This is a genomic window from Streptomyces sp. P6-2-1, assembly GCF_050613165.1.
GTDB lineage: Bacteria > Actinomycetota > Actinomycetes > Streptomycetales > Streptomycetaceae > Streptomyces.
On sequence record NZ_CP192513.1, the window covers coordinates 5,496,936 to 5,523,415 of the forward strand.

The following is a 26,480-nucleotide window of genomic DNA, read 5'->3' on the forward strand; positions in this document are numbered from 1 at the left end:
CCAGCACCCGGCCGTTCTCACCCCGTACAGCGTGACTTGGCGGTGACTGGGTGTGGCGACAAGTGGGGTGCGGCTACGATGACCGGCACAGGAACCGACGGCGTGACAGAGCCGTCTACCGGGGCGGAGCCCCGCGGATTGCCGGGGCGAGGAGGGCGGGGCATGGTCCAGAAGGCCAAGATTCTCCTGGTCGATGACCGGCCGGAGAATCTGCTCGCGCTGGAGGCGATCCTCTCCGCGCTCGATCAGACTTTGGTCCGGGCGTCGTCGGGGGAGGAAGCGCTCAAGGCGCTGCTGACGGATGACTTCGCGGTCATCCTCCTTGACGTGCAGATGCCCGGCATGGACGGCTTCGAGACCGCCGCCCACATCAAGCGCCGTGAGCGCACGAGGGACATCCCGATCATCTTTCTCACGGCCATCAACCACGGCCCCCACCACACCTTCCGGGGGTACGCGGCGGGCGCGGTCGACTACATCTCCAAGCCCTTCGACCCCTGGGTGCTGCGCGCGAAGGTCTCGGTCTTCGTCGACCTCTACAAGAAGAACTGCAAGCTCAAGGACCAGGCCGCGCTCCTCCGCCTCCAGCTCGAAGGCGAGGGTGAGGGCGAGGGGACGGGCACCGAGGGCACGGGCGGCGGGACGCGCCGGGGCGCCAAGGGGAACGGCGGGGTCGTCGCCGAGCTGTCCTCGCGGCTGGCCGCGGTCGAGGAGCAGGCCGAGGCGCTCTCCAAACAGCTCGACGACGCGGCCGACGCCGCCGCCGTCGCCACCGCCGCGCACCTGGAACGCAAGCTGACCGGACTGCGCCGTGCCCTGGACGCGCTGGAACCCGGCTCGGGCGGCTCCGGTACGCCGAGCCTTCCGGCCCAGGGCTGACACGGCCGGCGCCGCGCCGGCACGGGGGTACGGGGCGGGGCGGGCCGTGAGCGGTGCGTCGCCAGGTCCCGTACGGGGCGCGCTGCCCGGTCCCGTACGGAGGTGCGGTGCGCGGTCCCGTACAGGGGCGCGGTGCCCGGCCTGGTGCGACGGGGGTCCCTCGCCCGGGGCGTCGCGGCTCCTGTAGCGCCTTCGGAGCCGCCCCGCATGAGGGCGCGTCAACCTGGCGTTCACTCAAGAGGCGACACGAACGGGTGAAGCAGTAGTCACAGGTGTCGTCCGTGGTCCTGCCCGGTAACCTCAGCACATGGCTTCTCGTTCCTCCGGCAAGGGCTCACCGAGCGCAGCGGGTCCGGCGCGACCGCGTGCCGGGGGCGGGGCCAAGGGCCCGGCGAAGAAGTCGGCCGCGGCGAAGTCGGCGGCAGCGCCTCCCGCGAAGAAGGCGCCCGCGAAGAAGGGCGCGGCCAAGGCCCCGGCGAAGAAGGCCGCGGCCAAGAAGGCACCCGCCAAACCGGCCCCCAGCCCCACCAACGGCATCTACCGGCTCGTCAGGGCCGTGTGGCTGGGCCTCGCGCACGGCATCGGGGCGATGCTGCGCGGCATAGGGCGTGGTGCCAAGGGTCTCGATCCCGCACACCGCAAGGACGGACTCGCGCTGCTCCTCCTCGGCCTCGCCCTCGTCGTCGCCGCGGGCACCTGGTCCCGCCTCGACGGCCCCGTCGGCGAACTCGTCGAACTCCTCGTCACCGGCGCCTTCGGGCGGCTCGACCTGCTCGTGCCGATACTGCTCGGCGTCATCGCCGTGCGCCTCATCCGCCACCCCGAGCAGCCCGAGGCCAACGGACGCATCGTCATCGGCCTGTCCGCGCTCGTCGTCGGCGTCCTCGGGCAGGTGCACGTCGCCTGCGGCGCGCCGAGCAGGGACGCGGGCCTGGAGGCGCTCCAGGACGCGGGCGGACTCATCGGCTGGGCCGCGGCGAGCCCGCTCATCTTCACGATGAGCGATGTCCTCGCCGTACCGCTGCTGCTCCTGCTCACCGTCTTCGGGCTGCTCGTCGTGACCGCGACCCCCGTGAACGCGATCCCGCAGCGGCTGCGGCGCCTCGGAGTGCGCCTCGGGGTCTTCAGCGGCGAGGAGCCCGATGCGGACGAGGAGTTCGCTGGGCACGGGGCGAGCGAGGGCGAGGCGGACGAACTCGCGCGGGCGAGGCGGCGGCGGGCGACGTCGCGGCGTCGCGGCGCGGCCCCGTACGACGTCGAGGCGGAGGAGGCGGCGCTCGAGCGACGTCGCAAGAGCAGCAGCGGGGTCTTCGAGGACCGCGATCTCGACCCCGTGGACGTCGCGGCGCGCGCGGCCGCCGCGCTCGACGGCGCGGTGCTGCACGGCCTGCCGCCGTCCTCGCTCGTCGCCGACCTGACGCACGGGGTGGGGACGGGGCGGCGCGAGGGGGAGTCGACGACGCCCGTGCCGACGCCGCGCGAGAAGGCGGCGCCGCCGCGCGAGGACGCCGGGGCGCGCGATGGTGCCGCGCCGCGGGACGGGGCGCGTGACGGTGCCGCGTCGCGCGACGCGGGCGCGGCGTCGCGCGGGGGACGCGACGGCGCGGGCGAGGCGGCCTCCGGCGGCGTACCCGATCTGACGAAGAAGGCCCCGCAGGAGCCGCGCGACCTCCCGCCGCGCGCCGAGCAGCTCCAGCTCTCCGGCGATGTCACCTACGCGCTGCCGAGTCTCGACCTCCTGGAGCGCGGCGGTCCCGGCAAGGCGCGCAGCGCCGCCAACGACGCCGTCGTCGCCTCGCTCACCAACGTCTTCAGCGAGTTCAAGGTCGACGCGCGCGTCACCGGGTTCACGCGCGGCCCGACGGTGACGCGCTATGAGGTCGCGCTCGGCCCCGCGGTCAAGGTCGAGCGCATCACGGCGCTCACGAAGAACATCGCGTACGCCGTCGCGAGCCCCGACGTGCGCATCATCAGCCCCATCCCCGGCAAGTCCGCTGTCGGCATCGAGATCCCGAACACGGATCGCGAGATGGTCAACCTCGGCGACGTGCTGCGCCTCGCCGACGCCGCCGAGGACGACGACCCGATGCTCGTCGCCTTCGGCAAGGACGTCGAAGGCGGCTACGTCATGCACAGCCTCGCGAAGATGCCGCACGTCCTCGTCGCGGGCGCGACCGGTTCCGGCAAGTCCTCGTGCATCAACTGCCTCATCACCTCGATCATGATGCGCGCGACGCCCGAGGACGTACGGCTCGTGCTCGTCGACCCCAAGCGCGTCGAGCTGACCGCCTACGAAGGCATCCCGCACCTCATCACGCCGATCATCACGAACCCGAAGAAGGCCGCCGAGGCGCTCCAGTGGGTCGTGCGCGAGATGGATCTGCGCTACGACGACCTCGCGGCCTTCGGCTACCGGCACATCGACGACTTCAACGCGGCGATCCGCGAGGGCAAGCTCACGACGCCCGAGGGCAGTGAGCGCGAGCTCCAGCCGTACCCGTACCTGCTCGTGATCGTCGACGAGCTGGCCGACCTCATGATGGTCGCGCCGCGCGACGTCGAGGACGCGATCGTGCGCATCACGCAGCTCGCGCGCGCCGCGGGCATCCACCTCGTCCTCGCGACGCAGCGTCCTTCCGTCGACGTCGTCACCGGGCTCATCAAGGCGAACGTGCCCTCGCGGCTCGCCTTCGCGACGTCCTCGCTCGCCGACAGCCGCGTCATCCTCGACCAGCCCGGCGCGGAGAAGCTCATCGGCAAGGGCGACGGGCTCTTCCTGCCGATGGGCGACAACAAGGCGACGCGCATACAGGGGGCCTTCGTCACGGAGGCGGAGATCGCGGCCGTCGTGCGCCACTGCAAGGAGCAGATGGCGCCGGTCTTCCGCGAGGACGTCGTGGTCGGCTCGCAGCAGAAGAAGGAGATCGACGAGGAGATCGGGGACGACCTCGACCTGCTGCTCCAGGCGACCGAACTCGTCGTCTCGACCCAGTTCGGCTCCACGTCGATGCTCCAGCGCAAGCTGCGTGTCGGCTTCGCGAAGGCCGGGCGGCTCATGGACCTCATGGAGACACGCAACATCGTGGGGCCCAGCGAGGGCTCCAAGGCGCGCGACGTGCTCGTCAAGCCGGACGAGCTGGACGGCGTCATCGACGAGATCCGCGGGGGCGGGGGCACGGGGGGTGCGGCCGCTTCCGGCGGCGCCGGGGCCGCGGGGGGCGCCAGGGGCCCCGGGGGGCCTGGCGCGGGGGACGGCGCGGCGGGCTGAGGGGGACGGGGACGCGGCGTCGCGTCCGTACGGGGGCGGCGGGCGGGCCGACGGGGGCGGCGCGCCGAGGGCGGGCGGTGCGCTGAGGGTGCGGCGGGCCGGGGCGGCGCGGTGGGCTGCGCGGCGACGCGGCGCGGCGTGGGCCGGTGGGCCGCGGGCAACCCTTTCGGCCGGTCGCGCGTCAACTGGGGCGGAAGCGATCCGGTGGTCCGGCGCCGCCTCGTGGCCCAGTGCCCGTCATCCGTTCAGGTGCGGTGGCGGCGAGGGTGGAGGGCGCGCGTGCGGAGTGCGGGATGTGTGGAGATTCCGGGGCCGGGGGCGCCCCAGGATTTCCGGGCATTCCGATGGCGTAAAACCCCGTCCGCCGGGTTGCCCGAGCCTTTTACAGCCCCCCTAGACTGAACCTCCAGCAGGTGGCTGCACGCTCGAAAGGCGCTCTCGTGTCCATCGGCAACTCCCCAGCAGAAGAACGCCCTTCCGACGACGGTCCGTCCCTCGGCGAGACGCTGCGGCAGGCCCGCGCGAAGGCCGGGCTCCGGGTCGAGGACCTGAGCGCCTCGACACGAATCCGCGTGCCCCTCGTCCAGGCCATCGAGAACGACGACTTCTCGCAGTGCGGCGGCACCGTCTACGCCCGGGGACACCTGCGCGCGCTCGCGCGCGCCGTCGGCCTCGACCCGGAACCCCTTCTCGCGCGGTACGACGCGGAGCACGGCGGCGGCGCCTCGCTGCCCACGCCCGCCGCGCCGCTCTTCGAGGCCGAGCGCATCCGGCCCGACCGCCGCCGCCCCAACTGGACCGCCGCTATGGTCGCCGCGATCGTCGCCGTCGTCGCCTTCGTGGGCTTCACCGTCGTGAGCGGCGGCGACGAGCCCGCGGGGACGAAGCGCCACGCCGCGGAGGGCGCCCCCGCGACACACAGCGCGAGCCCGTCGCCGAGCCCGTCCCCGAGCGCGTCCCCGAGCGAGAGCCCCTCGCCCGCCGATCCCTCGGAGAGCGCCGTGGCCGCCGTGCCCGCGGACAAGGTGACCGTGAAGCTGAGCGTGCCCGAGCGCCGCTCCTGGGTGTCGGTCAAGGACCACACGGGGCGCAGCCTCTTCGACGGCGTCCTGGAGCAGGGGCAGCACAAGACGTTCACGGACGCCGAGCAGGTCGACCTCGTCCTCGGCGACGCGGGCGCGGTGCGCGTCTACGTGAACGGCAAGCCGATCGCCGACAAGTTCCGCCCCGGCCAGGTCCAGCGGCTCTCGTACACGAAGGGCGACCCCGCGGAGGGCTGAGACGGGCCGAGGCGGGCGCGGGGCGGCGGCGCAGGCCGGGGCCCAGGCCGAGGGGGCGTCCGCCGCGTACCGCCGCCGCGGCCCGTACAACATGTGCCCGAACCCGTACCGCCACCTGCGCGGAAGGCGCCGTCCGGGGACGAAGTAGTCTTGAGCCCATGCCCGAACGCCGCACCGTCGCTCTCGTCACCCTTGGCTGCGCCCGTAACGAGGTGGACTCGGAGGAGCTGGCAGGCCGCCTGGAGGCGGACGGCTGGGACCTCGTCGATGACGCCTCGCACGCCGATGTCGCCGTCGTCAACACCTGTGGATTCGTCGAGGCGGCCAAGAAGGACTCCGTCGACGCGCTCCTGGAGGCCAATGACCTCAAGGGCCACGGCAGAACGCAGGCCGTCGTCGCCGTGGGCTGCATGGCCGAGCGGTACGGCAAGGACCTCGCCGAGGCGCTGCCCGAGGCCGACGGCGTGCTCGGTTTCGACGACTACGCGGACATCTCCGACCGTCTTCAGACGATCCTGAGCGGCGGCATCCACGCCTCGCACACCCCGCGCGACCGCCGCAAGCTCCTTCCGCTGAGCCCCGCGGCCCGCCAGGACGCCGCGGGCGTCGCGCTGCCGGGCCACGCCCAGCAGGCCCCGGCGCCCGAGGACGTCGCGCCCGCCGACCTCCCCGACGGCCTCGCGCCCGCGTCGGGGCCGCGCGCGCCGCTGCGCCGCCGCCTCGGCGCCAGCCCCGTCGCCTCCGTCAAGCTCGCCTCCGGCTGCGACCGCCGCTGCTCCTTCTGCGCCATCCCCTCCTTCCGCGGCTCCTTCATCTCGCGCCGTCCCTCCGACGTGCTCGCCGAGACACGGTGGCTCGCCGAGCAGGGCGTGCGCGAGGTCATGCTCGTCTCCGAGAACAACACCTCGTACGGCAAGGACCTCGGCGACATCCGGCTCCTGGAGACGCTGCTGCCCGAGCTGGCCGCCGTGGACGGCATCGAGCGCGTACGTGTCAGCTACCTCCAGCCGGCCGAGATGCGCCCCGGCCTGATCGACGTGCTGACCTCGACGCCCAAGATCGCCCCGTACTTCGACCTCTCCTTCCAGCACTCCGCGGCGGGCGTGCTGCGCGCGATGCGGCGCTTCGGCGGCACCGACAGCTTCCTCGGCCTGCTCGACCAGATCCGCGCGAAGGCCCCAGGGGCCGGCGTGCGCTCGAACTTCATCGTCGGCTTCCCCGGCGAGACCGAGGAGGACGTCGCGGAGCTGGAGCGCTTCCTGACCTCCGCGCGACTCGACGCGATCGGGGTCTTCGGCTACTCCGACGAGGAGGGCACCGAGGCCGCCACGTACAGGACGAAGCTCGACGACGAGGTCGTCGCCGAGCGCCTCGCGCGGGTCTCGCGGCTCGCCGAGGAGCTGACCGCCCAGCGTGCGGAGGAGCGGATCGGCGAGACGATGGAGGTGCTCGTCGAATCGGCCGCCACCGAGGAGGAGCCGGCCCTCGGCCGGGGGCCCCACCAGGCCCCCGAGACGGACGGGCAGATCATTCTCACCGGCGGGGCGGCGCTCCCGGACGGTGCTTCGCCGCCCGTCGGCCGTATGGTCGTCGCCAAGGTGATCGGCACCGAAGGCGTCGATCTCGTGGCGGAGTGTCTTGAGGAGGCAGGCAGATGACGGGAGCCCCGGCAACCGCCACGAGCGGCACCGGCGTCCCTGGCGGCAGCACCGCAGCGGGCGCCGCGGGCACCCCCCGTATCTGGAACATCGCGAACATCCTCACGATGATCCGGCTCGTCCTCGTCCCCGGTTTCATCGCCCTGATGCTCGCCGCCGGGGGACACGACCCGGCGTGGCGCTCCTTCGCGTGGGCCGCCTTCACCGTTGCGATGATCACCGACCTCTTCGACGGGCACCTCGCACGCACGTACAACCTCGTCACCGACTTCGGGAAGATCGCGGACCCGATCGCCGACAAGGCGATCATGGGCGCCGCGCTGTGCTGCCTCTCCGCCCTCGGCGACCTGCCGTGGTGGGTCACGGGTGTCATCCTGGGCCGTGAGCTGGGCATCACGCTGCTGCGCTTCGTCGTCATCAGGTACGGGGTCATCCCGGCCAGTCGCGGCGGCAAGTTCAAGACCCTCGCGCAGGGCGTCGCTGTCGGGATGTACGTGCTCGCGCTCACGGGCCCGCTCGCTTCGGCGCGCTTCTGGGTCATGGCCGTCGCGGTCGCGCTCACCGTCGTGACGGGGCTCGACTACGTACGGCAGGCGGTGGTGCTGCGCCGCGAGGGCATCGCGGCGCGCCGTGCCGTCGTCCTCGACGAGGCGCGGGCGCGCGACCTCGGGACGGGGGAGCGGGTGGAGGCCGTGGTGCGCGGAAAGGCGCCGCGCGAGGCGGAGGCGGGCGAGGCGGCGCCGGACGCGCGGGAGACGGCGGCCGCGGGCGAGCCGGCGAGGCCCGGGGACGGTGCGTCCGGCGAGGGTGCCCCGGGCGACGTCGGGTCGGAGGACACGGCGCCGGAAGGCGTCGCGGCGCAGGACGTCGCGTCGGAAGGCGTCGCGGCGCGCGATACCGCGGCGCGCGATACCGCGGCGCGCGATACCGCGGCGCGCGGGCGGAGGAGCCAGGCGTGAGCGCGCGCGATGCCGGCGGTGCCCTGCCCGAGAACGCGGCGGTCGACGTCATCGCCCTCGCCCGCGAGGCCGGGCAGACCGTCGCCGTCGCCGAGTCCCTCACGGGGGGCCTCGTCGCCGCCGAGCTGACCGCTGCCCCCGGCGCCTCCGCCGCCTTCCGCGGCTCCGTCACCGCCTACGCGACCGAGCTGAAGCACCGGCTGCTCGGCGTCGACCCCGCGCTCCTCGCCCGCGAGGGCGCCGTGCACCCGGAGGTCGCCGCGCACATGGCGTCGGGCGTCCGCGACGCGCTCGGCGCGGACTGGGGCGCGGCGACGACCGGCGTCGCGGGACCCGAGCCGCAGGACGGCCGGCCCGTCGGCACGGTGTACGTGGCCGTCGCCGGGCCCGCCGTCGCCGCCGCCCCGCCCCCGCCCGGCGAGAGCCTCGGGCACCACGGAACCGTGGCGGGCGAGACGAGCGTCGAGGGGAAGACGAACGGTGGGGACACGAGTGGCGCAGGGGACACCGAAAAGCGATCCGTAACAGGTTTGACCGGTGCACGGGGCGAGAAAATTCTGGCACTGCGGTTGAACGGTGACCGTGCGGAAATCCGTAGGGATAGCGTGCGGATCGTGCTCGGCCTGCTCCGCGATGAACTGATCAGAAATGCGCGCGCACAGGATACGGAAGAAAACGGGGGGACTTGATGTTTACAGCCCTGAGTGAACACGTCTTCGCTCCCCGCACGGCCACGGTCCCAGGCGGTACGGTGGGGCGAGAAGGATGCGGTAACACGGTCCGAGGAGGGAGCCACCGATGATTCTGCTCCGTCGCCTGCTGGGTGACGTGCTGCGTCGGCAGCGCCAGCGCCAGGGCCGTACTCTGCGCGAAGTCTCCTCGTCCGCCCGGGTCTCACTCGGCTATCTCTCCGAGGTGGAGCGGGGGCAGAAGGAGGCATCCTCCGAACTGCTTGCCGCTATTTGCGACGCGCTTGATGTACGGATGTCCGAGCTGATGCACGAGGTCAGCGACGAACTCGCCCTCGCTGAGCTGGCCGAGTCGGCAGCCGCCGACCCGGTGCCGCCGGTACGCCGTCCGGTACTGAATTCGGTGTCCGTCACGGGTGTCCCGCCCGAGCGGGTCACCATCAAGGCACCGACCGAGGCAGTGGACGTGGTCGCGGCCTGACCGGTCGCACGACGCTCGCGCCCCACGTATGGCGGAGCCCCCACCGGCTACTTCGGTGGGGGCTCCGCCTTTCGCGTGCCCGGTCCCGTATACCGCCGGCGTGTGCGGCTGGTGCGTCCCGGCCGGTGCGGCGGCTTGTGCGGTGGCTGCGGGCGGGCCCGTGGGCGCGGACGCCGTACGTGGCCCGTGTGGTCGGCTCGTGCGGGGTGGTCGCTCCACGCCGGCGGAACGCCCTTTATCTTGTGACCTGCCTCACTGCGTTATGTCATGGTTGAGAGAGCGGAACGGGGGCACGTGAGTCGTGAGTGAGATGGAGGAATTCGGATGTACGTAGTGAAGAGCCCCCTTGCCGAAGCCGATCTCAAGATCGTTTCCGACGCGCTCCAGGGTGCGCTGGTCGACCTCGTGGATCTTTCCCTGGTCGCCAAGCAGATCCACTGGAACGTCATCGGCCCCCGCTTCCGCTCGGTGCACCTCCAGCTCGACGACGTCGTGGAATCGGCCCGTACGCACATGGACGAGGTCGCTGAGCGCGCCTCGACGCTCGGCGTCTCGCCGGACGGCCGCGCGGGCACCGTCGCCGCCACGAGCGGCATCGGCAAGATCGGTGACGGCTGGATCAAGGACAACGACGCGGTCGCCGCCATGACCGACGCCCTCGCCGCGGCCATCAAGCGGCTGCGCGAGCGGGTCGCGGCGACGGAAGAGCCCGACCCGGTCACGCAGGACCTCCTCATCGCGATCACGGCCGACCTGGAGAAACATCACTGGATGTTCCAGGCATCGAACAACGAGTGACGGTTCCTTCGGGGGCCTTCACGACGCAGTAGCCATATGGCGGAGCCGGAGCCTTCGCGCCGTGAGAACGGCGCTGGCTCCGGCTTTCTTGTGGGGCGGGAGCCGCCGCGCCACGCGTCGCGGGAAGGGCCGCGTGGGCAGGCCGAGGCGGGAGACGCGGCGCGGCGGCGTGCGGTGGCGGCATGGGGTGGCGGCGTGGGGCGGCGGTGGTGGCAAGGGGGAGTGGCGGGCGGCGGTGGCGTGCCGCTCAGAGCGGTGCCGGGCCCTCCTGGCAGCGTGGGCACCAGTACGTCGGGCGGGCCTTCGTGCCGTCGCCCTGCTCCGCCTCGCGGAGGGGAGTGCCGCAGCGCAGGCAGGGGCGGCGCGCGCGGCCGTAGACGTAGAGCGGGGTGTCGCGGCGGCCCGTCGTGACGCGGCGGAAGGTGTCGCGGTTGGCGTGCAGGAGCCGGGCGGCGAGCGCGGGGACGCGCGCGAGGGCGGGGACGTCGCCCACCGGGGTCCAGGGGGTGACGCGCAGCAGGAAGCACAGCTCGCTCTTGTAGACGTTGCCGATGCCCGCGAGATTGCGCTGGTCGAGCAGGGCTTCGCCGAGGGGGCGCTCCGGCGCGGAGAGGAGCCGGGCGAGCGCGGCGTCCGCGTCCCAGTCCGGACCGAGGAGATCGGGACCGAGGTGGCCGACGGCGCGGTCCTCGTCGGCGGTACGGAGCAGTTCGACGACGGGGAGGCGGTACCCGACGGCGGTGCGGGCTCCCGTGCCGAGGACCGCGCGGATCTGGTGGCCAGGACCGCCCCGCCAGCGCTCGCCCGCCTCGTACACCCGCCACGCGCCGTCCATCCGCAGATGGGTGTGGAGCGTGAGCCCGCCCGAGAGGCGGGTGAGGAGGTGCTTGCCGCGCGGCGTCACGTCGTGCACCTCGCGCCCGGTGAGGTCCGCCGTCGCGAAGCGCGGCACGCGCAGGTCGGCGACCGTGAGCCGCTGCCCCGCGAGCGCGTCGTGGAGGCGTCGCGCCGTGTGGAAGACGGTGTCGCCCTCGGGCATGGTGTCCCTCCTGCCTGCGCCTTTCGCCTGCCTCCGCCTGCTCCTGTGCCTGTCCGCCGCTACTGTGCCCGCAGCCGCAGCCCCCTCGGCGTCGCGTGGAAACCGGCCGCTTCGAGTACGGGGCCGAGCGGGGCCGTGAGCGCCGGCGCGCCGTTGATCCGCTCGACGGTCAGGGTGCCGAGCGCCCCGGCCCCCGCGGCCTCCGCCAGGGCGCCCAGCGCGTCGGCGATGCGCGGATCGTCCGGGGCGACGGGCTCGCCGGGCGTCGCGGGCCACACGAGGAGCGTCTTGCCGCCCCGTTCGACGTAGACGGTCAGCGCGCCGTTGACGAGGACGACGAGCGAGCCCGCCTTGCGGCCCGGTTTGTGCGGGGTGTTCTCGGGTGGCTCCGGCCACGGCAGCGCCGCGCCGTAGGCGTTCGCGGGATCGGCGGCAGCGAGGACCACGGCGTGCCCCGTACGCGCGTCGCCGCGCTCGGCCGCCGTCGCGACGGCGCGCAGCCGGTCCACGGCGCCCTCGACGGCGAACTGCGCGGCACCGAGCCCCTCCACCACGTACCCGCGCCGTGCCTGCCCGTTCTCCTCGAAGGCGGCGAGCACCCGGTACACCTTCGAGAAGCCGCCCTCGATGCCCTCGGCGGCGACGGTGCCGCGCGTGACGACGCCGTAGCGGTCGAGGAGCGTACGGGCGAGGGCGTGCGCGCGCACCGTCGGGTCGCCCTCGCGCGGGGGCAGCAGCGACCAGCGGCCCGCCACGGTGGGCGGCCCCGAGCGCGAGGCGGTGCGCGCGGCGGCGGTGAGGGAGCCGTACCTGCCGCGCGGCACGGTGCGGCGCGCGCGGTGCGCCGTGGAGCCCGCCGTGCGCCCCGAGCCGAGCAGGGCGCGCAGCGGCGCGAGCGTGTCGTTCGTGAGCCGCCCGGTCCACACGAGGTCCCACAAGGCGTCGGCGAGCTGGGGGTCCGTCGCGTCCGGGTGCGTCGTGGCGCGTACCTGTCCGGCGATCTGGCGGAAGAAGAGCCCGTACCCGCCCGAGAGCGCGTCCAGGAGCGACTGGTGCAGCGGGCTCAGTTCGAGGGGGAGCGGTTCCGGGAGCAGGAGCGGCGCGGAATCGGCCGGGTAGAGACCGATCCAGCCGTCCTTGCCCGGCAGCGCGCCCGCCCCTGCCCACAGCAGCTCACCCGCCGAGGTCAGCTCGTCGAGGAGCGCCGGGCTGTACGCGGACAGGCGCGAGGGCAGGACGAGGCGTTCGAGCGCGGACGCGGGCACCGTCGCACCCTGCAACTGCTCGACGGCGCGCACGAGGCCGTCGACGCCGCGCAGCCCGTTGCCGTCGAGGTGCTGCCAGCGCGGCAGGAAGTCCGCGTACGCGCTCGGCGCCACCGGCTCCAGCTCGTGCCGCAGCGCCGCGAGCGAGCGCCGCCGCAGGCGCCGCAGCACCGTCGCGTCGCACCACTCCTGGCCGCGCCCCGCCGGGTGGAACTCGCCGGCCACGACGCGTCCGCCCGCCGCGAGCCGCTGGAGCGCGCCCTCGGTCACCGCGGTGCCGAGGCCGAAGCGCGCGGCCGCGTCCGCCGTCGTGAACGGGCCGTGCGTGCGCGCGTAGCGTGCGAGGAGGTCGCCGAGCGGGTCCTTCACCGGTTCCGTGAACGCCTCGGGCACGCCCACGGGCAGGGCGGTGCCAAGCGCGTCGCGCAGCCGTCCCGCGTCCTCGATCGCCGCCCAGTACGCGCGCCCTGCGACGCGCACCTCGATGGCGCGGCGCGTCTCCGCCAGTTCCCCTACGTACGAGGGCTCCGCGCCACGCCGCGTCAGCTCCTCGTCCGTGAGCGGCCCGAGGAGGCGCAGGCGGTCGGCGACGCCCTCGGCGTCCTTGACGGCGCGGTCCTCGGTGAGCCATTGCAGCTCACGCTCCAGCTCGGCGAGGACCTCGGGGTCGAGCAGTTCGCGCAGCTCGGCGCGGCCGAGCAGCTCGGAGAGCAGGCGCGAGTCGAGCGAGAGCGCGGCGGCGCGGCGCTCGGCGAGGGGCGAGTCGCCCTCGTACAGGAACTGCGCCACGTACCCGAAGAGCAGCGAGCGGGCGAAGGGGGACGCCTCGGGGGTCGTCACTTCGACGAGGCGGACGCGGCGTGCCGCGATGTCGCCCATCAGCTCGCGCAGCCCCGGCACGTCGAAGACGTCCTGGAGGCACTCGCGCACCGCTTCGAGGACGATCGGGAACGAGCCGAACTCGCTCGCGACCTGGAGCAGCTGCGAGGCGCGCTGGCGCTGCTGCCACAGCGGGGTGCGGCGGCCGGGGTCGCGGCGGGGCAGGAGCAGGGCGCGCGCGGCGCATTCGCGAAAGCGCGAGGCGAAGAGCGCGGAGCCGCCGACCTCGTCGGTGACGATCCGTTCGATCTCCTCCTGGTCGAAGAGCGTGTCGGTGGCGCCGACGGGGGCCTGCTCGCTGTCGTACTCCGTCCCCGGCGCCTTCGGGGCCGCGTCGGCGTCGAGGAGGTCGAGGCCGAGGAGGTCCGCGTCGGGCAGGCGCAGCACGATGCCGTCGTCGGCGTGCACGACCTGCGCGTCCAGGCCCAGCTTCTCGTGCAGCCGCGCGCCGATCGCGAGCGCCCACGGCGCGTGCACCTGCGCGCCGAAGGGGGAGTGCACGACGACGCGCCAGTCGCCGAGTTCGTCGCGGAAGCGCTCGACGACGATGGTGCGGTCGTCGGGGACGTGCCCGCAGGCGCGGCGCTGCTCGTCCAGGTACGCGAGCAGGTTGTCCGTCGCCCAGGCGTCGAGACCGGCCGCCACGAGGCGAAGGCGCGCGTCCTCCTGCGAGAGCCCGCCCAGCTCCCGTACGAAGGCGCCGAGCGCGCGCCCCAGCTCCAGCGGCCTGCCCAGCTGGTCGCCCTTCCAGAACGGGAGCCTGCCGGGCACCCCGGGAGCGGGCGAGACGAGCACGCGGTCGCGCGTGATGTCCTCGATGCGCCACGACGTCGTACCGAGCGTGAAGACGTCGCCGACGCGCGACTCGTACACCATCTCCTCGTCCAGCTCGCCGACGCGGCCGCCGCCCTTCTTCGGGTCCGAGCCCGCGAGGAAGACGCCGAAGAGGCCGCGGTCGGGGATCGTGCCGCCCGAGGTGACCGCGAGCCGCTGCGTGCCGGGGCGGCCCGTGAGAGTGCCCGCGACGCGGTCCCACACGAGGCGCGGGCGCAGCTCGGCGAAGGCGTCCGAGGGGTAGCGGCCCGCGAGCATGTCGAGCACCGATTCGAAGGCCGACTCGGGCAGCGCGGCGAACGGCGCGGCACGGCGGACGAGCGCGAGCAGGTCGTCGTACTGCCACGTGTCCATCGACGTCATCGCGACGAGCTGTTGCGCGAGGACGTCGAGCGGATTGGACGGGACGCGCAGCGCCTCGATGAGCCCGCCGCGCATCCGCTCGGTGACGACCGCGGACTGCACGAGGTCGCCGCGGTACTTCGGGAAGACGACGCCCGTCGAGACCGCGCCCACCTGGTGCCCCGCGCGCCCGACGCGCTGGAGCCCGGAGGCGACCGAGGGCGGCGACTCGACCTGCACGACGAGGTCGACGGCGCCCATGTCGATGCCCAGCTCCAGGCTCGACGTCGCGACGACGGCGGGCAGTCTGCCCGCCTTGAGGTCCTCCTCGACCTGCGCGCGCTGCTCCTTGGAGACCGAGCCGTGGTGCGCCCGCGCGAGCACGGGCGGCGCGCCCTTCGCGGGGCCCGAGCCGCCCATGAGCTGGGCCGGGCCGTGGTCCTCCGGCAGGGGTTCGCCCGTCGCGCGCTCGTAGGCGATCTCGTTGAGGCGGTTGCACAGGCGCTCGGCGAGACGGCGCGAGTTGACGAACACGATCGTCGAGCGGTGCGCCTGCACGAGGTCCGTGATCCGCTCCTCGACCTGCGGCCACACGGACGGCGACTCGCCCTTGTCGTCCTCGCCGACGGGCGAGCCGCCCATCTCGCCGAGATCCGGCACGGGCACGACGACCGAGAGGTCGAACTCCTTGCCCGACGCCGGCTGCACGACCTTCGCCCTGCGCTGCGGCGACAGGAAGCGCGCCACCTCGTCGACGGGGCGCACCGTGGCCGAGAGGCCGATGCGGCGCGCGGGACGCGGCAGCAGCTCGTCGAGCCGCTCCAGCGAGAGCGCCAGGTGCGCGCCGCGTTTCGTGCCGGCCACGGCGTGCACCTCGTCGAGGATCACCGTCTCGACGCCGGTCAGCGCCTCGCGCGCCTGCGAGGTGAGCATGAGGAAGAGGGACTCGGGCGTCGTGATGAGGATGTCGGGCGGGCGCGTCGTGAGCGAGCGGCGCTCCGCGGCCGGGGTGTCGCCCGAGCGGATGCCGACGCGGATCTCGGGCTCGGGCAGCCCGAGCCGCACCGATTCCTGCCGGATACCGGTCAGGGGGCTGCGCAGATTGCGTTCCACGTCCACGGCGAGGGCCTTGAGCGGGGACACGTACAGGACGCGGCAGCGCTTGCGGGCCTCGGAGGGAGGAGGCGTGGACGCGAGACCGTCCAGCGCGGCGAGGAAGGCGGCGAGGGTCTTGCCGGAACCGGTCGGGGCCACCACCAGGACGTCCGACTCCTCCTGGATGGCGCGCCACGCGCCCTCCTGCGCGGCGGTCGGCGCGGAGAAGGCACCCGTGAACCAGTCACGGGTGGCGGCGGAGAACCCCTGGAGGGCGGAAGCGGCCATGCTCCCCATCGTGCACCGTGGCACTGACAACGGCTGGGGGAGCGGGGCGCGGATACGTCGCGTGGCGGGGGCGGTACGCGACGTACGGGGCGGTCGTACGGCGCGGTCGTACGGGGCGTGCGGCGCCGCGTGGGGGTGGGCGACGCCGCACGGCGCGTGGCGCGTCCGTACCGTGGAACGCTCCGTCGCCTGCGGCGCGTCCCCTCGCACAATGGCGCCATGACGGCGAGCGAGGGGACGCGGCGTGGAGCGGCCGAGAGAGCGCGGCACTGGCGGTACGCGGAGCTGCCCGACGTCGACCTCCTGCGCGCCCGCTACGTCCGCAAGACCTTCGCGCCGCACACCCACGAGCACTACGTCATCGCCGCGGTGACCGCGGGCGTGGAGGTCTTCCGGCACCGCGGCACCGAGGAGTACGCGGGCGCGGGCAGTCTCGCCCTCGTCAATCCGGACACGCCGCACACGGGACGCGCCCAGGGGCCCGAGGGCTGGCGGTACGGCGCCGTCTACCCGGCGCCGGGCCTCGTCGCCGAGATCGCGCGCGAGACGACGACGCTGCGCGGCGCGCCGGGCTTCGCCGCGCCGGTCCTGGCCGACCCGTACGCGTCGCGCCTCGTGCACCGCCTGCTGCGCGCGGCGGAGGAGGGCGACGCGCTCACCGCCGACACGCTGCTGCGCGTCACCGTCACCCGGCTGCTGCGCCGCAACGGGGGACCACTGCGGGCCAGGACGGTGCGCGGCGCGGGGGCCCGCGTCGCGGCCGAGGCACGCGACATCCTTGCGGGCCGTCTCGACGACCCGCCCTCGCTCGGCGCGCTGGCCGCCGGCCTCGGCACCAGCCCGTACGCCCTCCTGCGCGCCTTCCGCGCCGCGTACGGGATGCCGCCGCACACGTGGCTCACCGACGCGCGGGTGCGTGCGGCACGCCGCCTCCTCGACGCGGGCCTCACGCCCGCCGACGTCGCGCACGCGGTGGGCTTCAGCGATCAGCCCCACCTGAACCGCCACTTCACGCGCATCGTGGGCGTCCCACCGGGCGCGTACCGCCGCGAGCGGCTGCCGGGGTGACGCCGCACGCGGCCGGTGCGCGCGGGTGGGCGGGGTGGCGTGGGTGGCACGGGTGGCGTGGGTGGCACGGGTGGCACGGGTGGCACGCAAGAACGTACAAGACCACGCGCGCGGGCCTTCCTAGCCTGAGGCCGTGAACAGCGAGAACCGACCCCCGCCGCACGGTACCTCCGCGCCTTCCGCGCCTTCCGCGCCCGACGCCGCGTCTCCGGCGCCTCACGCCGCGTCCGGTGCGTACCCCACGTCGCGCAAACCCGATGCCGCCGTCGTGCGCGACGCGCTCGGCGTGGGCATCGCTGTGGGGCTCTCCGGCTTCGCCTTCGGGGTCACATCGGCCGGGGCGGGGCTGAGCGTCGCGCAGACCTGCGCGCTGAGCCTGCTCGTCTTCACCGGTGCCTCGCAGTTCGCGCTGGTGGGTGCCCTGGCGGGCGGCGGCGGCGCATACGCCGCCGCGGCGGGGGCCTTCTTCCTCGGGGTGCGCAACGCCTTCTACGGACTGCGCCTGTCGCAGCTGCTCCAGGTGCCCCGCGCGCTGCGCCCGCTCGCCGCGCAGTGGGTCATCGACGAGACGAGCGCGGTCGCGCTCGCCCAGCCCGACCGGCGCGGCGCCCGCATCGGCTTCACCGTCACGGGGCTGTCCCTCTACCTCCTGTGGAACCTGACGACTCTCCTCGGTGCCGTGGGCGCGGAGGCGATCGGGGACACCGACGCCTGGGGCCTCGACGCCGCGGGCCCCGCCGTCTTTCTCGCGCTCCTGGCGCCGATGGTGCGCGGCACCGCCGAACGCGCCGTCGCGGCGCTCGCCGTCCTGCTCGGACTCGGCCTCCTGCCGGTGCTCCCCGCGGGCGTCCCCGTCCTCGTCTCGGCCCTCGCCGCGCCCGCCGTGCTGTGGGCGCACGGCAGGCGGACGGCGGACGGCAGGCGGACGGCGCGCGGCAGGCGGACGGCGCGCGGCGCGACGTGGCGACGCCGCGACGCCACCGCGTCGCCGCGTACGGAGGACGCCGCCCCGCCGCGTTCCCGCGACGCCGCCCCGTCCCGTACGGACGACGCGGCGACGTCGCGTCCCGACGCCACCGCCCGCCCCGACGCCCCGCAGGAGGACGAACGATGAACGTCTGGCTCGCCGTGGTGCTCACGGCCGTCGGCTGCTACGCGGTCAAGCTCGCCGGGCTCCTGGTCCCCGGCGGCGTCCTGGAGCGGCCCCTCGTGCGGCGGCTCGCGGCCCTGCTGCCCGTCGCGCTGCTCGCGGCGCTCACCGCGCAGCAGACCTTCGCGCACGGCACCTCGCTCGTCCTCGACGCGCGCGCCGCCGGTGTCGGTGCCGCCGCGCTCGCGCTGCTCGTGCGCGCGCCGTTCCTCGTGGTCGTCGGCGCCGCGGTGCTCGTGACGGCGGGAGTACGGGCCCTCGCGGGCTGAGCGGCCCGGCGCGACGGCCCGCACGGAGATCGCGGATACTGGCCCCATGCGGTTGACGGTCTTCTGGCGCAAGATGACGGATCACTTCGGCGCGGGCTACGTGGAGTCCTTCGCGCACGATCACGTCATGTCCCAGCTCGGCGGGCGCACCGTGGAGCAGGCGCTCGCCGACGGCTGGGAGGCGAAGGACGTGTGGCGCGCGGTGTGCGAGGCGGCCGACGTGCCGGAGAGCGAGCGCTGAGCGGGCCGCGCCCCCTCCCGTACCCCCGCGGCCGCGCCCCTCCCGTACCCCCCGCGGTTCGCGCCGCCCGGTTCCCGTTCCGCCGCGCAGGCCGCCCCGTCCGCGTGCCCCCGCTCGCGTACCGACCCGAGAGACCGGCCTGATCCGGCCATGATCGTGGCCGGGAATTGTCGGCGGACCGAGCGATTGTCCGAATGTCCGAGGCGTAGGCGAGACTGACTGACGTGGCAGCGACAGACGAGACCACCGGACACACGGCCCCGCCGGGCGCGGACGCCCCAGGGCCGCCTGCCTCCGGCTCAGGGGCGGGCGGGCAGGGCGGGCGCATGCCCCGCTGGCTGCCGCGCGCTATGGTCTCCGCGCTGCTCCTGATCGCCTGCTTCCAGCTCGGTACGTGGGCCTTCCACCGGCTCACCGGGCTGCTGATCAACGTCCTGATCGCCTTCTTCCTGGCCCTCGCGATCGAGCCCGCGGTGAGCTGGATGTCGGCGCGCGGGATGCGGCGCGGCGCGGCGACGGGCCTCGTCTTCCTGGGCATCCTCATCTTCGCCGCCGGCTTCGTGACGCTGCTCGGCTCGATGCTCGCGGGGCAGATCCAGAACATGGTCGAGGACTTCCCCAAGTACCTCGACTCCCTCATCAAGTGGGTCAACGGGACGTTCCACACCGACCTGTCGCGCCTTGAGGTGCAGGACAGCGTCCTGCACTCGGACTGGCTCCAGCGTTACGTGCGCAACAGCGCCTCGGGGGTGCTCGACGTCTCCGCGCAGGTGCTCGGCGGCCTGTTCCAGCTCCTCACGCTGCTGCTCTTCGCCTTCTACTTCGCTGCCGACGGCCCACGACTGCGCCGCGCGCTGTGCTCGGTGCTGCCACCGGCGAAGCAGGCGGAAGTGCTGCGGGCCTGGGAGATCGCGGTCGACAAGACCGGCGGCTACCTCTACTCGCGCGGTCTGATGGCGCTCATCTCCGGCATCGCGCACTACATCCTCTTTCAGGCGCTCGGCATCCCCTACGCACCCGCGCTCGGTGTGTGGGTCGGGCTCGTCTCACAGTTCATCCCCACCATCGGCACGTATCTGGCCGGGGCCCTGCCCATGCTGATCGCCTTCACCGTGGACCCCTGGTACGCGGTGTGGGTGCTGGTGTTCGTCGTGGTCTACCAGCAGTTCGAGAACTACCTGCTCCAGCCGAAGCTCACGGCGCGCACGGTCGACATCCACCCCGCCGTCGCCTTCGGTTCCGTGATCGCGGGCACCGCGCTGCTCGGCGCCGTCGGCGCGCTCGTCTCGATCCCGGCCGTCGCGACCTTGCAGGCGTTCCTCGCGGCGTACGTGAAGCGGTACGACGTGACCGACGACCCGCGCGTCATGGGGCCCCGACCCCGCCCCGGCGGCTCGCCTGTGCTCGCCCGGGTCCGCCGCGCCCTGAGGGGCCCGAACGAGCCGGGCACTCCGCCGTCGGCCGACGCGGAGCAGGCGGGGACGGCGGGAACGCCGGGGGAGACGGACACGGGGACGGCCACGCCGGGCGGCACCCCTCCCGCGGCCCCGGACGACGCGCCCTCGCGGAATGACGACGCGCCCCGGCCGAACGGCGGGCGGCGCGACGGTGAGGGACGCGACGACGAAGGGCCACGACCGGGCGCCTGACGCCACGCGGCGTCACACGCCGTACGCGTCGTGCCGTACGCGCCGCGCTGTATGCGCCGCGCAGCCGTACGCGCCGCGTCGCACGCGCCGTCGCTTCAGAGGGTGCGGATCAGCAACGAGCCGCCCATCACGAGCATCGTGGCAGCGACCAGCCCGTCGAGGAACCGCCACGCGCCCGGGCGGGCAAGGACGGTGCCGAGGAGCCTCGCCCCGTAGCCGAGACCGGCGAACCACACCAGGCTGGCCAGCATCGCGCCGAGACCGAAGACCCACCGCAGGGAGCCCCGGTCGGAGGCCACCGAGCCGAGCAGCAGCACGGTGTCGAGGTAGACGTGCGGGTTGAGCCAGGTCAGGGCGAGACAGGTGAGGACGGCGGTGCGCACCGAACCGACCCCGGCACCCCGCGCCGTCAGGGCCTGCGCCCCGGCGGGCCGCAGCGCGCGGCGGGCGGCGAGTACCCCGTAGCAGAGCAGGAAGCCGCCACCCGCGAGACCCACCGCGGTCAGTGCCACGGGCCACGCGGTGACCACGGCGCCGAGCCCGGCCACGCCGAGTGCGATCAGGACCGCGTCGGACGCGGCGCAGATGCCGACGACGGCGAGTACGGCCTGCCTGCGCGCCCCCTGCCGGAGGACGAACGCGTTCTGCGCGCCGATGGCGACGATGAGGGACATGCCCGTCCCGAACCCGGCGAGAGTCGCCGTGAGAATGCCGTTGTTCACGCTCTGACGCTAGAGAGCGTCACGACATGAGTACAGCTAAAGTTTTTTACGTAGCATTAGCGACTGTGATGGATTACCTGCCCCACGACCAGGTGCGTACGCTCCTCACCGTCGTCGACGAGGGCACCTTCGACGCCGCCGCGGCGGTCCTGCACGTGACGCCCTCCGCGGTCAGCCAGCGGATCAAGACGCTGGAGCAGCGCGCGGGGCGGGTGCTGCTCCAGCGCACGAAGCCGGTCAGGCCCACGGAGTCCGGGCAGGTGGTGGTGCGCTACGCCCGCCAGCTCGCCGCGCTGGAGCGGGACGCGTGGACAGAACTCGGCATCGCCGCGGGAGCGGGCCCCGCCAGGCTGCCCATCGCGGTGAACGCGGATTCCCTCGCCACGTGGTTCCTGCCGGCACTGACCCGGGTCCCGCAGAGTCCGCCCGTCTGCTTCGAACTGCGCCGCGAGGACGAGGCGCACACCGCCGCGCTGCTGCGCGAGGGGCAGGTGATGGCGGCGGTGACCTCCTCGGCCGAACCGGTGGCGGGCTGCACCGTACGGCCCCTGGGCCTGGAGCGTTATCTCCCGGCGGCGAGCCCTGACTTCGTAACGCGCCACCTGGCGGACGGTCCGCTTCAGGAGCGCCTGCCCGGCGCGCCTGTGATCGTTTTCGACCGGCGCGATGAACTCCAGGATCGTTTCGTGCGGTCACTGGTTCCCGGCGCGCCGGGTGCGGGGCCGTTCCGCCACTACGTGCCGACGTCGGAGGGCTTCTGCGATGCGGTGGCAGCGGGGCTCGGCTGGGGCCTCGTACCGGAGCAGCAGGCGGAGCCCCTGCTGCGCTCCGGGGCGCTCAGGGAACTGGCGCCCGGCCGGACGGTGGACGTACCGCTCTACTGGCAGCAGTGGAAGCTGGACGTACCGGCTCTGTCGCTCGTGGCGGAGACGGTGGCTGCCGCCGCAGCCGAGTCCTTGCACGCGCAGCAGTGAGTGCTTGCGGCGGCGGTACGGGGCGACCGCGGGGGGCCGGCCGCGGCGCTCGGACCGGACCGCGGTGCCGGGGCGGCGGGTCGCCGGGCCGGGCGGCACCGCGGCCGGTCGCCGGGCTCAGTAGCCGACGGTGAAGCGCTCGCCGGTGTGCCGCGGCTCCTCGATCTCGTCGAGCAGGGCGACCGCGTAGTCCTCGGTGGAGATGCGGCTGTTGCCGTCCGCGTCGACGACGAGGTCGTCGGTCGCTGTGCGGTAGGAGCCCGTGCGCTCGCCAGGCTCGATCGTCGCCGCGGGGCTGAGGCTGGTCCACCGCACGTCGTCGACCGTGCGGCAGTAGTCGAGGGCGTCGCCGTGGGCGTGCATGATCTGGAGCACGAAATCGGGCAGGCCCTCCGCGTCCCAGACCTGCTTGCCGCCGGGCACGCGCAGGGAACCCGCGCCGCCGACGAGGACCAGCCGGGGCGCGTCGGCGCCCAGCGTGCGCAGCGCGGAGACGAGCGACTCGACGCTCGGCCTGATGGTGGCCATGTGGCCGGGCCCGTCGCCGCCCCCGACCGCGCTCACGACGACGTCCTGGCCCTTGGCCGCCTCGGCGACCGACTCCGGGTCGAGCGCGTCGCCGGTGACCACGCGCAGGTTCGGGTGCGTGCGGGTGAGCTTGGCGGGGTCGCGTACGACGGCGGTGACCGTGTGGCCGCGGCTCAGTGCCTCGTCCAGGACGCGGGAGCCGATGGCGCCGGTGGCACCGTACAGAGCGATCTTGGACATGAGGGTCTCCGATTCTGTGCGAACGCGGCCGACCGGATGCGGCCGGTGTGGCCGGTGGGGTGTGGCCGGTGGGGTGGGGCGAAAGCGTATCGGCGGGGAGGGTCCTCGCCGCCGACCGTGGCGACGCTCTTGGGTGACATCCGCCGGGGCGCACGCTCCGGTTCCGGGTGGCCGCTGCCGAACCGAGGGGGCTGAGTCCGCCTCATCCCCTCGGCGCGTCCCCTCGGCGCGCCGGGTCGGGCGGTACTTTCTGGCTCGCGCCTCCGGACTCCCACGACCCGGCATGAGGCGCGCTGCCGCGCCTCGCGGAGCGGATCGCCCCGGGCTGCCAAGGCTGAGCAGGGACGTCCGCGAGCGCCCGGCATCCCGGGAATAACCCTTCGTCCCCGGGCCATTGAACGCCGTGGCCCGGCCCGTGCGCGTCGATCCGGTGGGCGGGGAGCAGGAATCCGATGCGAGCGAGTTCGAGCGAGTTCGAGCGGTCGAGCGAGTTCGAGCGAGGAAGTGCGGTGAGCGCGGGATGAGAGCGGTGCGATTCTCCACGTACGGCGGAATCGATGTGCTGCGGGTGGAGGAGGTGGCGCGACCCGTGCCCGGCCCGGCGCAACTGCTGGTCGAGGTGCGCGCGGCCGGGATACAGCCGGGCGAGGTGTCGATACGGGAGGGCGCCCGGCACGACCGCTGGCCGGCGACCTTCCCCTCCGGGCAGGGCAGCGACCTCGCCGGGGTCGTGGTCGAGACGGGCGCGCACGCGCGCGGGTTCACGGTGGGCGACGAGGTCCTGGGCTTCACCCACAACCGGGCGAGTCACGCGGAGTTCGTCGCGGTGGACGATGTGAACCTGGTGTCGCGTCCGGCGGGGCTGTCCTGGGACGTGGCCGGTGCGCTGTACGTGGCCGGTACGACCGCGTACGCCACGGTGTTCGCGGTGGACCCGGGGCCGGGCGAGACGGTGGTGGTGTCCGGTGCTGCGGGCGGGGTCGGGTCGCTCGCTGTGCAGCTCGCGCGACGGCGCGGCGCGACGGTGATCGGGCTGGCGGGCGAGCGGAGCCACACGTGGCTGAAGGAACACGGGGTCGTCCCGGTGACGTACGGGGAGGGCGTGGCCGGACGGGTCCGAGAGGCTGCGGGCGGGCATGTCGACGCGTTCATCGACACCTTCGGCGAGGGGTACGTCGACCTCGCGGTGGAGTTGGGGGTACGCCCCGAGCGGATCAACACGATCCGCGACTGGCCCGCCGCCGCCAGGACCGGCGCGCGCACCTACGGTGAGGGCGCGGCGGCGAGCGCGGTCGTGCTCGGTGAACTGGCCCGGCTGGCCGCCCGCGGGGAACTGGAGGTGCCGATCGCCCGCACCTACCCGCTGGAGCGGGTGCGCGACGCCTTCCGCGAACTGGAACGGCGCCACACCCACGGCAAGATCGTGCTCCGGCCGTAGCCGCGGCCGCTCGATGCCGTGCGGTCAAGGCCGGGTGACGCGGGGCGCCGGACGGCGGGCTCCGGGTGCCGGACGGTGGGCCGGGCGCTGGATGCCCGGGCGGCAGGCGGCGTCCGTCGCCCGGCTTCGGGGCGGCGTGCCGACTTGACACGGAAATCGAACACGCATTCTTATGAAAAACCTGGTGCGCCGTTCTGCCCAGGTGGTGCCCCCTGTCCCACGCTTCCCGCGTGCCCGGGACCGGGAGTTATCCACAGGTCAGGAGGCGGTCGCGGCGCATTGTCAGTGGCAGGCAGTAGCGTCTTCGACGTGAAGCGATCGACTCAAGCAAATCGGGTGGAACCCATGGCAGGCACGGACCGCGAGAAGGCGCTCGACGCCGCACTCGCACAGATTGAACGGCAGTTCGGCAAGGGCGCCGTCATGCGCATGGGCGAGCGGCCCAACGAGCCCATCGAGGTGATCCCCACGGGCTCGACGGCGCTCGACATCGCCCTCGGCGTCGGCGGGATTCCGCGCGGCCGCGTCGTGGAGGTGTACGGCCCGGAGTCCTCCGGCAAGACCACGCTGACGCTGCACGCGGTGGCCAACGCGCAGAAGGCCGGCGGTTCCGTCGCCTTCATCGACGCCGAGCACGCGCTCGACCCGGAGTACGCCAGGAAGCTCGGCGTCGACGTCGACAACCTGATTCTCTCCCAGCCGGACAACGGCGAGCAGGCCCTGGAGATCACGGACATGCTGGTCCGCTCCGGTGCCCTCGACCTCATCGTCATCGACTCCGTGGCGGCCCTCGTGCCGCGCGCCGAGATCGAGGGCGAGATGGGTGACTCGCACGTCGGTCTCCAGGCGCGCCTCATGAGCCAGGCGCTCCGGAAGATCACCAGCGCGCTCAACCAGTCGAAGACGACCGCGATCTTCATCAACCAGCTCCGCGAGAAGATCGGTGTGATGTTCGGCTCCCCCGAGACCACCACGGGTGGCCGGGCGCTGAAGTTCTACGCCTCGGTGCGCATCGACATCCGCCGTATCGAGACCCTCAAGGACGGTACGGACGCGGTGGGCAACAGGACCCGCTGCAAGATCGTCAAGAACAAGGTCGCCCCGCCGTTCAAGCAGGCCGAGTTCGACATCCTCTACGGGCAGGGCATCAGCCGCGAGGGCGGGCTCATCGACATGGGCGTCGAGCACGGCTTCGTCCGCAAGGCCGGCGCCTGGTACACGTACGAGGGCGACCAGCTCGGCCAGGGCAAGGAGAACGCCCGCAACTTCCTCAAGGACAACCCCGACCTCGCGGACGAGATCGAGCGGAAGATCAAGGAGAAGCTCGGCGTCGGGGTGAAGCCGGAGAAGGCCGAGAAGCCCGAGGGCGAGGTCGCCGCTGCCGAGGAGGCGGCCGAGACCCCGGCCGGCGCCAAGACCGTGCCCGCTCCGGCGGCGGCCAAGGCGCCCAGGGGAGCCAAGGCCGCGGCCGCCAAGGGCTGAGCCGTGACACGACGCGGCGAGTACGCGGCCCCCTTCACAGGGGACGGGCACGGCGACGGGTACGGCGGTCGTACGGGCGGAGGGGAACCACCACCGGCAGGGCTCCCCTCCGCCCGGGGCGGGCGCGGCGAGGAGCCGCCCCAGGACCCGGTGGAGCAGGCCCGGGCGATCTGCCTGCGCCTCCTGACCGGTACGGCGCGCACCCGGAAGCAGCTCGCCGAGGCTCTGCGCAAGCGGGAGATCCCCGAGGAGGCGGCCGAAGAGGTGCTCTCGCGCTTCGAGGAAGTCGGTCTCATCGACGACGCCGCCTTCGCCGGGGCCTGGGTCGAGTCCCGGCACCACAGCCGGGGGCTCGCCCGGCGCGCCCTGGCGAGGGAGTTGCGGACCAAGGGCGTCGAGAGCGGCCTCATCGACGAGGCGGTGGGGCAGCTCGACTCCGAGCAGGAGGAGGCGACCGCCCGCCGGCTCGTCGACCGCAAGCTCCGGGCGACGCGGGGTCTCGACCGCGACAAGCGGCTGCGCCGGCTCGCGGGGATGCTCGCCCGCAAGGGCTACCCGGAGGGTCTGGCCCTGCGGGTCGTACGACAGGCACTGGAGGCGGAGGGCGAGGAACTGGAGGAGTTCCCGGACGGGGTGTAGCGGCCGGGGACGGGACGGACATGTGACGTACGCGGGTGGGGCGTCGGTGGCTGTGCCGGAGGGGCGGCGAGGTCCGGCGGGCGGACTCACCGTGGCGGGTCGGCGGACCGGCTCACCGTGGTGGCACGGGGCGGGTGGGGCTTCGCGTGCGCCGCGATGCCGCGGCCAGGGCGGTTGCGGGCGACCTCCCAGGCGGATGCCCGGATGACTGCTCCGGGAGCCCGGACCGGGAGGGCACCTCGCTGTTCGGCGCCTGATGGGCCGGGCACTGGCGGAGGGGGTGCTGGCGGAGGGGGAGCGCTGACGGAGGTGGGGGAGTGCCGACG

General features: G+C 73.8%; 21 protein-coding genes. 17 read left to right on the forward strand and 4 right to left on the reverse strand.

Annotation, left to right across the window (positions count from 1 at the left end; all coding sequences use genetic code 11):
* The first annotated feature begins 162 nt into the window (after positions 1 to 162).
* The 8 genes from ACQYWQ_RS23410 to ACQYWQ_RS23445 all read left to right on the forward strand — a co-directional run bounded on the left by ACQYWQ_RS23410 (position 163) and on the right by ACQYWQ_RS23445 (position 10,012).
* On the forward strand, positions 163 to 879 hold the full coding sequence (locus tag ACQYWQ_RS23410) for a response regulator (RefSeq protein ID WP_431037222.1): 717 nt from the start codon (positions 163 to 165) through the stop codon (positions 877 to 879).
* A gap of 307 nt (positions 880 to 1,186) precedes the next feature.
* Positions 1,187 to 4,147 (forward strand): DNA translocase FtsK, encoded by a 2,961-nt coding sequence (locus ACQYWQ_RS23415; RefSeq protein ID WP_431037224.1) that lies wholly within the window; start codon positions 1,187 to 1,189, stop codon positions 4,145 to 4,147.
* Between the two features lie 440 nt (positions 4,148 to 4,587).
* A complete protein-coding gene (locus ACQYWQ_RS23420; protein ID WP_431037225.1) occupies positions 4,588 to 5,427 on the forward strand; it encodes a helix-turn-helix domain-containing protein in 840 nt (279 codons plus the stop codon).
* A 158-nt stretch (positions 5,428 to 5,585) separates the two neighbouring features.
* Positions 5,586 to 7,085, forward strand: coding sequence for a 30S ribosomal protein S12 methylthiotransferase RimO (rimO, locus tag ACQYWQ_RS23425; protein ID WP_431037226.1), 1,500 nt, complete (start codon positions 5,586 to 5,588; stop codon positions 7,083 to 7,085).
* The gene (gene pgsA, locus ACQYWQ_RS23430) at positions 7,082 to 8,044 is read left to right on the forward strand and encodes a CDP-diacylglycerol--glycerol-3-phosphate 3-phosphatidyltransferase (RefSeq protein WP_431037227.1); all 963 of its coding nucleotides are present in this window, start codon (positions 7,082 to 7,084) and stop codon (positions 8,042 to 8,044) included. The genes rimO and pgsA overlap by 4 nt, the downstream gene beginning before the upstream one ends.
* The gene (locus tag ACQYWQ_RS23435) at positions 8,041 to 8,733 is read left to right on the forward strand and encodes a CinA family protein (RefSeq protein ID WP_431037229.1); all 693 of its coding nucleotides are present in this window, start codon (positions 8,041 to 8,043) and stop codon (positions 8,731 to 8,733) included. Before pgsA ends, ACQYWQ_RS23435 begins: the two co-directional genes overlap by 4 nt.
* Before the next feature lie 109 nt (positions 8,734 to 8,842).
* A complete protein-coding gene (locus ACQYWQ_RS23440; RefSeq protein ID WP_007821437.1) occupies positions 8,843 to 9,214 on the forward strand; it encodes a helix-turn-helix domain-containing protein in 372 nt (123 codons plus the stop codon).
* 324 nt (positions 9,215 to 9,538) lie between these two features.
* On the forward strand, positions 9,539 to 10,012 hold the full coding sequence (locus ACQYWQ_RS23445; RefSeq protein ID WP_431037230.1) for a Dps family protein: 474 nt from the start codon (positions 9,539 to 9,541) through the stop codon (positions 10,010 to 10,012).
* 247 nt (positions 10,013 to 10,259) lie between these two features.
* Here ACQYWQ_RS23445 and ACQYWQ_RS23450 read toward each other — a convergent pair whose 3' ends face one another.
* Together ACQYWQ_RS23450 and ACQYWQ_RS23455 are read right to left on the reverse strand one after the other, a co-directional pair.
* Complete coding sequence (locus ACQYWQ_RS23450) at positions 10,260 to 11,051, reverse strand: Fpg/Nei family DNA glycosylase (protein ID WP_431037232.1); 792 nt, start codon at positions 11,049 to 11,051, stop codon at positions 10,260 to 10,262.
* A gap of 59 nt (positions 11,052 to 11,110) precedes the next feature.
* Positions 11,111 to 15,754 carry an ATP-dependent helicase gene (locus ACQYWQ_RS23455; protein ID WP_431037234.1) on the reverse strand — a complete coding sequence of 1,548 codons (4,644 nt, stop codon included), beginning with the start codon at positions 15,752 to 15,754 and terminating at the stop codon, positions 11,111 to 11,113.
* Positions 15,755 to 15,973: 219 nt separating this feature from the next.
* Here ACQYWQ_RS23455 and ACQYWQ_RS23460 point away from each other — a divergent pair, with 219 nt between their 5' ends.
* From ACQYWQ_RS23460 to ACQYWQ_RS23480, 5 genes are all read left to right on the forward strand, one after another.
* A complete protein-coding gene (locus ACQYWQ_RS23460) occupies positions 15,974 to 16,822 on the forward strand; it encodes an AraC family transcriptional regulator (RefSeq protein ID WP_431037236.1) in 849 nt (282 codons plus the stop codon).
* Positions 16,823 to 16,955: 133 nt separating this feature from the next.
* Positions 16,956 to 17,936, forward strand: coding sequence for an AzlC family ABC transporter permease (locus tag ACQYWQ_RS23465; RefSeq protein WP_431037237.1), 981 nt, complete (start codon positions 16,956 to 16,958; stop codon positions 17,934 to 17,936).
* Positions 17,933 to 18,241 carry an AzlD domain-containing protein gene (locus ACQYWQ_RS23470; RefSeq protein WP_431037239.1) on the forward strand — a complete coding sequence of 103 codons (309 nt, stop codon included), beginning with the start codon at positions 17,933 to 17,935 and terminating at the stop codon, positions 18,239 to 18,241. The genes ACQYWQ_RS23465 and ACQYWQ_RS23470 overlap by 4 nt, the downstream gene beginning before the upstream one ends.
* Before the next feature lie 46 nt (positions 18,242 to 18,287).
* The gene (locus ACQYWQ_RS23475) at positions 18,288 to 18,482 is read left to right on the forward strand and encodes a DUF3046 domain-containing protein (RefSeq protein ID WP_431037240.1); all 195 of its coding nucleotides are present in this window, start codon (positions 18,288 to 18,290) and stop codon (positions 18,480 to 18,482) included.
* Positions 18,483 to 18,808: 326 nt separating this feature from the next.
* Positions 18,809 to 20,131, forward strand: coding sequence for an AI-2E family transporter (locus ACQYWQ_RS23480; RefSeq protein WP_431039311.1), 1,323 nt, complete (start codon positions 18,809 to 18,811; stop codon positions 20,129 to 20,131).
* Positions 20,132 to 20,226: 95 nt separating this feature from the next.
* Here the strand turns inward: ACQYWQ_RS23480 and ACQYWQ_RS23485 are convergent, their stop codons facing one another.
* Positions 20,227 to 20,853 carry a LysE/ArgO family amino acid transporter gene (locus ACQYWQ_RS23485; protein WP_431037241.1) on the reverse strand — a complete coding sequence of 209 codons (627 nt, stop codon included), beginning with the start codon at positions 20,851 to 20,853 and terminating at the stop codon, positions 20,227 to 20,229.
* Between the two features lie 68 nt (positions 20,854 to 20,921).
* Here ACQYWQ_RS23485 and ACQYWQ_RS23490 point away from each other — a divergent pair, with 68 nt between their 5' ends.
* Complete coding sequence (locus ACQYWQ_RS23490) at positions 20,922 to 21,827, forward strand: LysR family transcriptional regulator ArgP (RefSeq protein ID WP_431039312.1); 906 nt, start codon at positions 20,922 to 20,924, stop codon at positions 21,825 to 21,827.
* Between the two features lie 117 nt (positions 21,828 to 21,944).
* Here the strand turns inward: ACQYWQ_RS23490 and ACQYWQ_RS23495 are convergent, their stop codons facing one another.
* Positions 21,945 to 22,595 carry an NAD(P)-dependent oxidoreductase gene (locus ACQYWQ_RS23495; RefSeq protein WP_431037242.1) on the reverse strand — a complete coding sequence of 217 codons (651 nt, stop codon included), beginning with the start codon at positions 22,593 to 22,595 and terminating at the stop codon, positions 21,945 to 21,947.
* Positions 22,596 to 23,115: 520 nt separating this feature from the next.
* Between ACQYWQ_RS23495 and ACQYWQ_RS23500 the strand changes: the two genes are divergently transcribed.
* From ACQYWQ_RS23500 to recX, 3 genes are all read left to right on the forward strand, one after another.
* Positions 23,116 to 24,033: an NADP-dependent oxidoreductase gene (locus tag ACQYWQ_RS23500; RefSeq protein ID WP_431037244.1), complete on the forward strand. Its 918-nt coding sequence runs from the start codon at positions 23,116 to 23,118 to the stop codon at positions 24,031 to 24,033.
* A 345-nt stretch (positions 24,034 to 24,378) separates the two neighbouring features.
* On the forward strand, positions 24,379 to 25,515 hold the full coding sequence (gene recA / locus ACQYWQ_RS23505) for a recombinase RecA (protein ID WP_431037246.1): 1,137 nt from the start codon (positions 24,379 to 24,381) through the stop codon (positions 25,513 to 25,515).
* Between the two features lie 3 nt (positions 25,516 to 25,518).
* Positions 25,519 to 26,154, forward strand: coding sequence for a recombination regulator RecX (recX, locus tag ACQYWQ_RS23510; RefSeq protein WP_431037248.1), 636 nt, complete (start codon positions 25,519 to 25,521; stop codon positions 26,152 to 26,154).
* Positions 26,155 to 26,480 lie beyond the last annotated feature (326 nt).

Excerpts from the sequence above, each read along its gene's own strand:
- ACQYWQ_RS23410 (WP_431037222.1), top strand. The coding sequence starts at position 163 with ATGGTCCAGAAGGCCAAGATTCTCCTGGTCGATGACCGGCCGGAGAAT.
- ACQYWQ_RS23415 (WP_431037224.1), top strand. The coding sequence starts at position 1,187 with ATGGCTTCTCGTTCCTCCGGCAAGGGCTCACCGAGCGCAGCGGGTCCG.
- rimO (WP_431037226.1), top strand. The coding sequence starts at position 5,586 with ATGCCCGAACGCCGCACCGTCGCTCTCGTCACCCTTGGCTGCGCCCGT.
- pgsA (WP_431037227.1), top strand. The coding sequence starts at position 7,082 with ATGACGGGAGCCCCGGCAACCGCCACGAGCGGCACCGGCGTCCCTGGC.
- ACQYWQ_RS23440 (WP_007821437.1), top strand. The coding sequence starts at position 8,843 with ATGATTCTGCTCCGTCGCCTGCTGGGTGACGTGCTGCGTCGGCAGCGC.
- ACQYWQ_RS23445 (WP_431037230.1), top strand. The coding sequence starts at position 9,539 with ATGTACGTAGTGAAGAGCCCCCTTGCCGAAGCCGATCTCAAGATCGTT.
- ACQYWQ_RS23450 (WP_431037232.1), bottom strand. The coding sequence starts at position 11,051 with ATGCCCGAGGGCGACACCGTCTTCCACACGGCGCGACGCCTCCACGAC.
- ACQYWQ_RS23455 (WP_431037234.1), bottom strand. The coding sequence starts at position 15,754 with ATGGCCGCTTCCGCCCTCCAGGGGTTCTCCGCCGCCACCCGTGACTGG.
- ACQYWQ_RS23460 (WP_431037236.1), top strand. The coding sequence starts at position 15,974 with ATGACGGCGAGCGAGGGGACGCGGCGTGGAGCGGCCGAGAGAGCGCGG.
- ACQYWQ_RS23470 (WP_431037239.1), top strand. The coding sequence starts at position 17,933 with ATGAACGTCTGGCTCGCCGTGGTGCTCACGGCCGTCGGCTGCTACGCG.
- ACQYWQ_RS23475 (WP_431037240.1), top strand. The coding sequence starts at position 18,288 with ATGCGGTTGACGGTCTTCTGGCGCAAGATGACGGATCACTTCGGCGCG.
- ACQYWQ_RS23480 (WP_431039311.1), top strand. The coding sequence starts at position 18,809 with ATGCCCCGCTGGCTGCCGCGCGCTATGGTCTCCGCGCTGCTCCTGATC.
- ACQYWQ_RS23490 (WP_431039312.1), top strand. The coding sequence starts at position 20,922 with ATGGATTACCTGCCCCACGACCAGGTGCGTACGCTCCTCACCGTCGTC.
- ACQYWQ_RS23495 (WP_431037242.1), bottom strand. The coding sequence starts at position 22,595 with ATGTCCAAGATCGCTCTGTACGGTGCCACCGGCGCCATCGGCTCCCGC.
- ACQYWQ_RS23500 (WP_431037244.1), top strand. The coding sequence starts at position 23,116 with ATGAGAGCGGTGCGATTCTCCACGTACGGCGGAATCGATGTGCTGCGG.
- recA (WP_431037246.1), top strand. The coding sequence starts at position 24,379 with ATGGCAGGCACGGACCGCGAGAAGGCGCTCGACGCCGCACTCGCACAG.